This is a genomic window from Pseudomonas sp. GM21, from assembly GCF_000282215.1.
Classification (GTDB): domain Bacteria; phylum Pseudomonadota; class Gammaproteobacteria; order Pseudomonadales; family Pseudomonadaceae; genus Aquipseudomonas.
In genome coordinates this window covers 25,853-35,555 of sequence record NZ_AKJS01000027.1, presented here as the reverse complement: position 1 = coordinate 35,555, position 9,703 = coordinate 25,853, and the positions used below count along the sequence as shown (strand labels likewise).

General features: G+C 57.1%; 10 protein-coding genes. 5 read left to right on the top strand and 5 right to left on the bottom strand.

The genetic code is table 11. The annotated features are described in order from the left end of the window. Positions 1-76: 76 nt before the first annotated feature. The gene (locus PMI22_RS23330) at positions 77-1,594 is read right to left on the bottom strand and encodes a nucleobase:cation symporter-2 family protein (RefSeq protein WP_007943701.1); all 1,518 of its coding nucleotides are present in this window, start codon (positions 1,592-1,594) and stop codon (positions 77-79) included. Between the two features lie 255 nt (positions 1,595-1,849). On the opposite strand from PMI22_RS23330, the gene PMI22_RS23335 reads away from it, so the two are divergent. Both PMI22_RS23335 and PMI22_RS23340 read left to right on the top strand, forming a co-directional pair. Further along, the gene (locus tag PMI22_RS23335; RefSeq protein WP_007943700.1) at positions 1,850-2,131 is read left to right on the top strand and encodes a BrnT family toxin; all 282 of its coding nucleotides are present in this window, start codon (positions 1,850-1,852) and stop codon (positions 2,129-2,131) included. A 3-nt stretch (positions 2,132-2,134) separates the two neighbouring features. Continuing rightward, positions 2,135-2,467, top strand: coding sequence for a BrnA antitoxin family protein (locus tag PMI22_RS23340; protein ID WP_007943699.1), 333 nt, complete (start codon positions 2,135-2,137; stop codon positions 2,465-2,467). Between the two features lie 33 nt (positions 2,468-2,500). Here PMI22_RS23340 and PMI22_RS23345 read toward each other — a convergent pair whose 3' ends face one another. Next, positions 2,501-3,328, bottom strand: coding sequence for an arylamine N-acetyltransferase family protein (locus PMI22_RS23345; RefSeq protein WP_007943698.1), 828 nt, complete (start codon positions 3,326-3,328; stop codon positions 2,501-2,503). Between the two features lie 112 nt (positions 3,329-3,440). After that, on the bottom strand, positions 3,441-4,235 hold the full coding sequence (xth, locus tag PMI22_RS23350) for an exodeoxyribonuclease III (protein ID WP_007943697.1): 795 nt from the start codon (positions 4,233-4,235) through the stop codon (positions 3,441-3,443). 221 nt (positions 4,236-4,456) lie between these two features. Here xth and PMI22_RS30335 point away from each other — a divergent pair, with 221 nt between their 5' ends. Further along, positions 4,457-4,756: a hypothetical protein gene (locus tag PMI22_RS30335; protein WP_007943696.1), complete on the top strand. Its 300-nt coding sequence runs from the start codon at positions 4,457-4,459 to the stop codon at positions 4,754-4,756. A gap of 54 nt (positions 4,757-4,810) precedes the next feature. Here PMI22_RS30335 and PMI22_RS23355 read toward each other — a convergent pair whose 3' ends face one another. Continuing rightward, positions 4,811-6,214, bottom strand: coding sequence for a DUF1254 domain-containing protein (locus tag PMI22_RS23355; RefSeq protein WP_007943695.1), 1,404 nt, complete (start codon positions 6,212-6,214; stop codon positions 4,811-4,813). A 195-nt stretch (positions 6,215-6,409) separates the two neighbouring features. On the opposite strand from PMI22_RS23355, the gene PMI22_RS23360 reads away from it, so the two are divergent. Both PMI22_RS23360 and PMI22_RS23365 read left to right on the top strand, forming a co-directional pair. Beyond that, complete coding sequence (locus PMI22_RS23360) at positions 6,410-6,883, top strand: hypothetical protein (protein ID WP_007943693.1); 474 nt, start codon at positions 6,410-6,412, stop codon at positions 6,881-6,883. Positions 6,884-7,077: 194 nt separating this feature from the next. Next, positions 7,078-7,899: an alpha/beta hydrolase gene (locus tag PMI22_RS23365; RefSeq protein WP_202949207.1), complete on the top strand. Its 822-nt coding sequence runs from the start codon at positions 7,078-7,080 to the stop codon at positions 7,897-7,899. Here the strand turns inward: PMI22_RS23365 and PMI22_RS23370 are convergent, their stop codons facing one another. Beyond that, the gene (locus PMI22_RS23370) at positions 7,900-9,630 is read right to left on the bottom strand and encodes a L,D-transpeptidase family protein (protein WP_007943689.1); all 1,731 of its coding nucleotides are present in this window, start codon (positions 9,628-9,630) and stop codon (positions 7,900-7,902) included. Positions 9,631-9,703 lie beyond the last annotated feature (73 nt).

The following is a 9,703-nucleotide window of genomic DNA, read 5'->3' as shown; positions in this document are numbered from 1 at the left end:
ACGCGCCATGCCTGGCGCACCATAAAAAAGGCGTCCCGAAGGACGCCTTGTTTATATTTCCATGCCTTGAATGTGGTCAGACATGCTCACTGCTTTTCGCATGCGCCGCACGCGGCTCTCCATGCCCGTGGTCCACCTCAACCACCGGGATTTCTTTCCCGTCGCAGTCATGCAGCTTGCCTTCGCTGAAGTAATCCCCTTCACGCAACGCTGCCAGATCCTGATAACGCAACACACGCTCAGTACCGGCCGCGAACACCGACTGCTGATCCGAGTTACCGGCCGTGAGGTGGTTGAAGGTCAGGTTGAGCACGATGGCCATGATCGCCGACGAGCTGATACCCGAGTGGAAGATGGTCGCGAACCAGCTTGGGAAGTGGTCGTAGAAGTTCGGTGCAGCGATAGGGATCATGCCGAAACCGATGGAGGTGGCGACGATGATCAGGTTGACGTTGTTGCGGTAGTCAACCTTGGACAGCGTACGAATACCACTGGCCGCCACGGTGCCGAACAGCACGATCCCGGCACCACCAAGGACCGACGTCGGCACCGCCGCGATGACCCGGCCCATGAAGGGCAGCAAGCCGAGAATCACCAGAAACAAACCACCCGTGGCGACCACAAAGCGACTCTTGATCCCGGTCACCGCCACCAGCCCGACGTTCTGGGCGAAGGCGCTTTGGGTAAACGAGCCGAAGATTGGCGCAATCATGCTCGACAGCATATCGGCGCGCAGGCCGTTGCCCAAGCGTTTGGAGTCGACTTTGGTGTCGATGATTTCACCGACGGCGAGGATGTCCGCAGAGGTTTCCACCAGCGTCACCATGACCACGATGCACATCGACAGGATGGCGGCGAAGTGGAAGGTCGGCATGCCGAAATGGAACGGCGTCGGGAAGCCGAACATCGGGCCCTCGGTAACAGACGAAAAGTCCGCCATGCCAAGGAACACTGCGATGACCGTACCGATGACCATCGCCAGCAGAATCGACAACCGGGAAATGGTCGCGCTGCCTATCTTGCTCAGCAGCAGCACCAACACCAACGTCACTGCCGCCAGACCAATGTTCGCCATGCTGCCGAAGTCCGGAGCATGGCTATTACCGCCCATGGCCCAGCGCGCAGCCACCGGCATCAGCGTCAGGCCGATGGTGGTGATCACAATGCCCGTGACCAGCGGCGGGAAGAACTTGGTGATGCGCGAGAATACCGGCGTGATCAACAAGCCAATCAACGATGCGGCAATCACCGCCCCGAGAATCGACTGAAACCCGCCCTCCCCGCCACTGCTGACAATCGCCACCATGGTCGCGACGCCCGAGAACGATACGCCCTGTACCAGCGGCAACTGACAACCGAAAAACGGTAAACCAAGGGTCTGGAGTAACGTCGCCAGCCCCCCTGCAAACAATGAAGCAGCAATCAACAAACCGATGTCCGCCGGCGAGAGTCCGGCGGCCTGACCGATGATCAAAGGCACCGCGACGATGCCGCCGTACATGGTCAGAACATGTTGCAGGCCGTAAGCCATATTCGCGCCGATCCCAAGGTTTTCATCCTCAGGCCGTTGGTGTGAAACATGGGGCGTTTTCATGTTGGGGGGGTTCCCTGGTTTTTGTTATGCGCACACTGTATTCAAGATCACGGACAAATGTCTATAGAGTTGTATACAACTTATCGTCCGGATTATGACCACCCGTTCATTTCCTCCCTGTTTGTGCGGCTTGCCGCCCTTCAAAATTTTTGAAATACATCATGACGCGGCCCTTGCGCATTCCCCACTAGCCTTTGGTAGTCCAAGTGACCGCCGGTACGGTCGCCTCTCGCTTATACATATAAAGTATGCATAATGAAGCCATTCGAAATTCAGTTTCACAAGGCAAAAAACGCAGCCAACAAATTAAAGCACCAGGGCATCAGCCTTTCAGAAACAGAGCCGGTTTTCTACGACGAGCGAGCGCTTACGCTTCAAGACCACCGCCATGATGAACAACGGTGGATCATCATGGGGATGGACGCCAAAGGTCGCTTGCTGGTCGTTGCGTACACCTATAGAGATCCGAACTTCGTTCGAATAATTTCCGCGCGGATCGCTACCAAAAACGAGCGCCGCCGGTACATGGAGGATTGACCGATGAAAGACGAATACGACTTCAGTAACGCCAAGCGTGGGGCTGTTGCCTCCAGCAAAAGCAAAACCAGAATCACCATCATGCTCGATGATGCTGTCATAGAGGCGGCTCGCGCACTCGCCGAGAGCGAGGGATTTGGCTATCAGACAGTGATCAATAACACCTTGCGTCAGGCGTTGCTCAATCACAGGGAAACAACCGCCGAACTCGATCAGCGCACGACTATTGCGAATGCCGGACATTTCAAGGAAGGGATAACCGCACTCGAATTGAAGAACCTCGAGAAAAAATTAACCGAGGTTCTCAGTGAAATTCATCGGGTAATGACGCCTTGAGCCCACTCCTATGAAGCCTCAAAAAACACTGGCTCAGCCAGGGCGGACCAACCGCTCAAGCACTCGCCTCAACCCCTCGTGTTCCGGCACCCGGATCCCGAACTCATCCTTCAGCAACCCGATCAACTCATCCACATCCACCACCTGGCGCCGCTCACTTTCGCGGTCGACCCGGTGTACTGCAAAACTGCCGTTGTTCAGCGTACGGCGCCAGCCCTCCCCGGTCCGGGCAACCATCAGTTGCCGGGCAAACGACGACTCGGGATGGGTCGACACATACCAGTTGCCGACGGCGTAATCGATGTCTTCCTGGCGTTGCAGATCGAAGATGTACATCGCCCGCCACTCGCCGCCGACGTTGGCGCGCAGGGTGTAGCCGTCTTCATGCCGTTCAATGCGATACGGTTCATGGGGTGTGAGTTGTTCGGCTGCGGTATCGAGCAGCAGCGGTGCGGTGGGGACCATGCCGCCGAAGCCCACGTCGGTGATGTAACGCACGCCGTTCAGCGTAACAAGGCTCAAACGGTGTGTGCGAGCGGTCCACGCGCCTTCGGGCTGCCCCATCACGACGCGGCCGGTGATGCCGCGGGCATCGAAGCCTAATGCCTGGAGCAATGCCAGGAACAGGTTGTTGAGCTCATAGCAGTAACCACCTCGACCGTCGTACAGGACTTTTTGCTCGATGGACGGCAAGTCGACCAGCACCGGTTCGCCCGACAACGTGGTGAGGTTTTCGAACGGGAAAGCGCTGGTGTGGCGCAATTGAAGCTGACGCAGGGTTTCCAGGGTCGGCGCAGGGGGTGCGTCGAAACCCAGACGCTGCAGATACAACGCAAGATGGGTCAGGCGTGGCTCGCTCATTGCTCAATCCTTATGCATGGGGCCGCGGATCTCTCCGCCGATGGCCGCCATGTATAAGGGATAAAGCGGTGCAACTGACAATTGATTTCCCCAATCACCGCACTCATCAATGTCAATGTCGCTTGCGCGAGCTCACACGAATCCACGTCGGCGCATGATCACTGGCATGTGCTTCATTGCGCACCCAGGCATCGACACCCGCTTCTTGCAGGTAGGGGCTGAGCGCCGGGTTCAGTAACAAGTGATCAATGCGCAGCCCTGAGTTTTTCTGCCAGTGCTGGCGAAAATAATCCCAGAAGGTGTAAAGCCTATCCTGCGGGTACAGATGACGCAGGGAATCAGTCCAGCCCTGATCCAGCAAGCGTTGATAACACTCGCGGCTTTGCGGTTGCAGCAACGCATCCTTGAGCCAGGAGCGTGGGTTGTAGATGTCGAGATCGGTGGGCACTACGTTGTAGTCGCCGGCCAGCACCACCGGATGTTCGCTGCTTTGCAGATCCCTGGCATAGGCGATCAGTCGCTCGAACCACGCCAGTTTGTAATCGAACTTCGGTCCCGGCTGCGGGTTGCCATTGGGCAAGTACAGGCACCCCACCAGCACGCCGTGCACCGCCGCTTCCAGATAGCGACTGTGGGTATCCGTGTCGTCACCCGGCAATCCGCGTCGACTCTCCAAAGGTTGCGCATCTCGCGCCAGAATCGCCACCCCATTCCAGGACGACTGGCCCTGCCAGATGGCGCCGTAACCGGCCGCGTCAAGCTCGGCGGCTGGAAAAGCCGTATCGACCGACTTGAGCTCCTGCAAACAGGCGATGTCCGGTTTTTCCCGTTCCAGCCACGCCAGTAGATTGGAAAGACGTGCTCGCAGGCCGTTGACATTGAAGGTGGCGATTTTCAGGTTCTTCATGGTCCGACGCTCGCAGCGGATTGGCGGTATCCAGTTCTGACCCAAGCGAGCGACGACAGTTGCTGTGGTAAACGCAGCAGGCGATTAAAGGAGTTGGAGAGAGCCCCACCATCGAATGGGGCCATTGTTTGAAGTCACTGACCACTTGTCATCCAGACGGCACCAACCGCTCTGCTCTTGGCACCAACATCAGGTAACGACTCATCTTTTGGAGACGGGCCATGATGACCATAAAACTCACTTCGCTGTTACTGGCCAGCTTGCTATGCGCTGCCTCGGCGACCACGTTTGCAATGTCCAACGATGGAGCGGACACGAAAGGCACCCAGTCCGGTGCAACCAGTGCGCCAACCCCACCACCCGACAACACTCCCGGCACGCCTTCAGCCGGTAACAATTCTGACTCGGGTGGCGGAACCGGCACCAATGGTGGGGTCAATAGTTCGGGCTCCGGCACGGGCGGCGGCACCGGGCCGGCCGGCGGAGGAACGGGAAGTGCCGGGGGTGGTACCGGTAGCTGAACGAATCAAAGCAGGCCATGAAACAGTTCATGGCCTGCCTTCGCTACCCGATCATCACAGTCGTTTGACCGCGGGCGGGCTCCACTTACCGGTCAACGCCTCAGATTTCGGACCGTATAAACGCATGGTCAAGTTGAACGCACCTTTGGGTGCGGGAAGCCAATTGGCCTCAAGGTCTTTGCCGGGGCTTTCATTCTGGAAATAAATATCCAGCGAGCCGTCGGCATTTGTCTTGAAGGGCATCCAGCTGCTCACCGCAAAGCGGTTGAGTGTATTGCCTACCTGGAACCCTTCCGGATCGTACAACGTGATCGACCAGAAAGCGTTCACCGGCGGCGCTTTGCCCTTATCGAAATGCAGTACGTACTTGTTGGCCCCATCGAGCGGCTTGCCTTGGTCATCACCCATGTTCAGCGGATAAATGGCATCCTCGGGCAAGTTAGCGCCCAACCCGACCTGCGCCACGATCGCGCGCTTGAGGTAGTAGTTGCCATAGACGCCCATGGTGTCGGTGTTCATCGACCAGCCGTTGACCACTGGAGCGAGCGTGGCGACCTTCCATTTCATCAGCGTTTGCGCTTCATCCGGCACGGTCTGCAGCGCGGCTTTAATCGCCGGATCCAGCGTCTCGATGCTGAACGATTTGCCCACCTCGATACCGATGCGTTGAATCTGCGCCAGAATCGGCTGGTCGGTGAGATGAGGCGGATTCGTTTTGAGCAACTCGGCGGCATAGGCAAAGTAATTGGCCGCCGACATCGTATCGACCTGAATCTTCGGCGGCGTTTTCATGTCCACCGTCGGGTCGATTTTCACCTTGACCGGCTCAGCTTTTTTACCCAGCAGCGATAACGGCGTCACGGTGTAACCCGCCTGAATGGCGTGCACTGCCGCGTAGTCGGCCTCCCCGTCAGTCTTGGTCCGACCGATGATCCAGACAAAAGGCGTCGGTGCTGGCAAATGGCTTAATCCAGCTGGCACTGTTCCGGTCCAGCCCGGTGGTGTCACCAGAAACTGACTGGCTTGGGTGCCGGTTGTGCGCCAACCGGGCGACGCGAAAACGTCGCTCCACATGTCGAGCATCGGCAACAGATAAAAGCGCCCCGCCGTGTCCGGCGCGGAGATCACCAAGGGTTCCTTGGTCAAGTCGAGCCAGGCGATGGAATACAACGTATCGAAGTTGGACCGCACCACTCCTCTGAAACTCGCGGGTGGGTACTGCGGCACACTCACAAACATGTTCATCGGGCCCTTACCGAACTCCTTGCCGGGTTCGATATTGGTGAACTGCTTGCGGGTGATGTCCATGGTCAATAGCGGGTAAAAATACAGGTAAGCCTCAACGCCGATGGCATGCGCCTCTTCGGGCGTGACTTTCGGCTGAGCCTGGCTGGCCAGGGGAAAAACGGCGGCGGCAAGAGTTAGAGCAACGGCTGTCAATGCTTGAGTAATCAACATTTAGGCGATCGTCCTTGCGATGGGGAGCGCTGCCGGGGCCGGCAGAGCTAACGGAACTCTAGACGATCGATTCAGTAAGAACTGACAGGCGCCCGACCGTTTGTCGGGGTGGTGCAGGCTTGTATATGACGCAAGGCAAAACCCGATAACGCTGAAGGAGCTAACATTACTCTTACATCATGATAAGGAATCGACATGAGTAAGGCAGACGAGCTCGCCACGAAGCTGAAACACACAGGGGTTACCCGCGCCGAACAGGCGATCGACAGCTGGCCGAGCCAGGTTTACGAACTGTATCGCCAGATCGAGCACTGGCTGTTGCCGATGACGCAGGTCGGTCTTGTAGTGCGGCACAATCCCACCCACGTATTCGAGAGCGATCCGGAGGGGGAAACGTTCGACTATGCCATTGACCAGCTGGTGATCGAAGGCAATCTCAACACCCTGACTTTCGACCCGGTCGCGCGTTTCACTGCGGATGGCGAGGGACGTATAGAGATTCATTCCAAAGGCCAAGAGCTCGCATTACTGCGTACTGTCGGCGAGCATGGCGAAACGCATTGGTGGTTACAGGTCATTGAGCAAGCCGAACAACAACTGGATGCGGTTGCGCTGACGGAGAACAATCTGCTTTCGGTGGTGCAGGAAGGTTTGAAGCTTGAAGACTAACGTTCTATTCGAACTTTGACTGTACTCGACCGACAGCACAGGACAACATGCATGGACAGTTTTGTTTTGGGCACGCGCGCCAAGGTTGCTGGTCAGAACAGATTTGGTAATCGCACCGGCGCCGTTTCATATTTGAAAGTGCCCAGTAGCGCCGCCGAACCCACCCCTTCAGATCAGGTAAGCACCGTCAGGACCTGATCGTCCAACAAGCCAATCCTCCGGGCACCAAACCCGGAAAAGAACTGGATATTGTTTTTTTCGTTCATGGCTACAACACCGATTCAAAAGAAGCACTCAAGCGCCAGCGACTGGTCGAGAGCGAACTGAAAAAACGCAAATACAACTGCATGGTGATCGGCTTCGACTGGCCCAGTGCAGGCAGCGCTGAACTGTATCTGTATGACCGCTCCGAAGCCCAGGAAGCCGCCACGCTGTTAGTCACCGGCGGCATCATCCCGTTTGCCAACTACACGCTAAAAGACTGCCCCATAAACATCCACATCATGGCCCATTCCATGGGCGCCTTCGTGGTGCGAGAGGCGGTGCGCTCGGTCGATAAAACCCGCAATGCGGAGCTGGCCAATGACTGGCGCATCGGTCAGCTGGTGTTGTTTGCGGCGGATATCTCCTCCGAGTGCTTTGAGCTCAACAACTCGGACATGATTCCAATCTTCAATCACTGCGGCCGACTGACCAACTATTTCAGTGGTTACGATGAAGCGCTGGCCGTTTCAAATGTCAAAAACATTGACATCAGCTCACGCGTCGGACGCGTTGGTATGCCAGTTGAAACGCCGGCGCACGAAAAGGCCGTCGACGTCGATTGCGGACCGCGTTACAAGACTGTCCCCAAAAGAAAATTCAAGATCATCGACGGCATGATTTCCCACTCCTGGTACCTGGAGGATCCGGTCTGGTACGACGATCTCGCCTATACCCTGCAAGGCCAAATAGACCGCGACTCCATCCCTACCCGGATCTGGGTCAGTAAAAATGACTTCATCTTGAAAACCTGACTACCCGCCCGCCCGCAACGCCGCATGAAGGTCCAGCACCGGCAATGGCGAAGGCCGGTTCAGCGCCCGCAACACGGGCGCATCGTAGCCATAAACATCCGGCTTGAATGCCACTCGCCCGTCACTCTCCAGATCCACTGTCCAGTACGCCAACAGCACCGGCACTTTTACTGGAAGCGAGATGTTCTGGGTCTTGCCGTTGGCCAATTGTTTTTGAATGCCGGCGCTGTTCCATTTGACCGGGTCGTTGAACAACAACTCCACCAGTTGCAGAGGGTTCTCTACGCGGATGCAGCCCGAACTGGTCGCGCGCACAGTTTTGGCAAATAACTCGCGGTGCGGTGTGTCGTGGAGGTAAATCGCATAGTCGTTAGGGAAACGGATCACCACCTGACCCAACGAGCTGTCAGGCCCGGCATCCTGGCGCAGGGTGAGCCCGCGCGGATTGCTCCAGTCAACGGATGACGGGTCGAGCACATTGCCTTCGCGATCAAGTACGCGTATCCGGTTGTTGGCCAGGTAGCCTGGATTCGCTCGAACTTTTGGCAGCACGTCTTCCTTGAGGATCGTCGGCGGTACAGTCCAGGTCGGGTTAAACGTGATGTAGGTGATCTGCGCCTGAAAAATCGGTGTATTGCGCGCCGCTTTACCCACCTGCACCCGAGATCGCCAGATCCGTTGGCCATCGCGGTACATCGCCACCTTATAGCCGGCGATATCGACGATAACGAAAGTGCCCTGCAGTTTATAAAGCAGCCAGCGCGCCCGCTCCATGTTCACCCGCACCTGGTCGATGCGCGCCTCAACAGGCACATTCAGTGCCGCCAATGTCGTCGCCCCCGCCACACCATCCGCGCCCAGATATTGCTCAGTCTGATACTTCTTCACCGCAGCTGTGACAGCGCCGTCGTACTTCGTGCCGCGGCCCAATCGCGGATCAAGAAAACCTGCCGCGACCATCCTCGCGCGCAACTGTGCGACCGCAGGTTCGTCCATGCCGGGTTTGAGCGAATAATCCACACCGACTTTCGGCCAACCGCCTCTGTCCCGAACTGCGCGCAGTTGCGCCAATGCCTGACGCAAACTGACGTACACCGCTTCTTGCGGCGGCGCCTGAGCAAAAGCGCTTGCCACGTCGTGATTATCGAGTGCCGCGAAGAAGGCATTGAAGTCATCACGGGGATCGACGCCGTTCGAATCAAAGTTCCAGTGGTTGTCGAGCCGAGAAGGATCGACCTTGCCGCGCCGCAAGTGTTGCAACGCGGTAAGAAACGTATGGGTGGTTGCGATATCAAACGCTGCCCGCTGCTCAGTCGTGGCGTTCAAGGCCAGTACCGAAGGCTGTGTCCGGACAATTTCTTCAATATGGAAATCCGCCGGGTTCAAACCGTCGGCCTGCGTAGCGTTCAAGCTTTTGATCAACTGCTCGACATCGCTGTCATTCGTCCACGCGGCGCGATAGGCACGATGGGTATAAAAATCCATGACCAGTCGGCTGACATCCACCCGCCGATTGCGCTTTGCAGTGAGCAATGGTGGAAACGCGGTTTTCATCGGCGCGAGCGTGGCCTGAATCGTTTGAGCGACGTTGTCGTCCGGTGCGGCGTCCATAACGGTGCTCGGCGCAGTTACCGGCTCAATCGGCGAAGTTTCGGCGATCGCTGCACCGCTGATCAGAAAGCCCATAAAAAATATGCGGCTTATGACGAATAACCTTGTTAATTGCACCATAGATAATCCTTAATCCCCCGCATTGACCAGCTAGCTTCCCATGCACTGCTAGACTCGAACTTAACATGATGAG

Bases quoted from the DNA above. Each gene is read 5' to 3' on its own strand.
- PMI22_RS23330 (WP_007943701.1), bottom strand. From the start codon at position 1,594: ATGAAAACGCCCCATGTTTCACACCAACGGCCTGAGGATGAAAACCTT.
- PMI22_RS23335 (WP_007943700.1), top strand. From the start codon at position 1,850: ATGAAGCCATTCGAAATTCAGTTTCACAAGGCAAAAAACGCAGCCAAC.
- PMI22_RS23340 (WP_007943699.1), top strand. From the start codon at position 2,135: ATGAAAGACGAATACGACTTCAGTAACGCCAAGCGTGGGGCTGTTGCC.
- PMI22_RS23345 (WP_007943698.1), bottom strand. From the start codon at position 3,328: ATGAGCGAGCCACGCCTGACCCATCTTGCGTTGTATCTGCAGCGTCTG.
- xth (WP_007943697.1), bottom strand. From the start codon at position 4,235: ATGAAGAACCTGAAAATCGCCACCTTCAATGTCAACGGCCTGCGAGCA.
- PMI22_RS30335 (WP_007943696.1), top strand. From the start codon at position 4,457: ATGATGACCATAAAACTCACTTCGCTGTTACTGGCCAGCTTGCTATGC.
- PMI22_RS23355 (WP_007943695.1), bottom strand. From the start codon at position 6,214: ATGTTGATTACTCAAGCATTGACAGCCGTTGCTCTAACTCTTGCCGCC.
- PMI22_RS23360 (WP_007943693.1), top strand. From the start codon at position 6,410: ATGAGTAAGGCAGACGAGCTCGCCACGAAGCTGAAACACACAGGGGTT.
- PMI22_RS23370 (WP_007943689.1), bottom strand. From the start codon at position 9,630: ATGGTGCAATTAACAAGGTTATTCGTCATAAGCCGCATATTTTTTATG.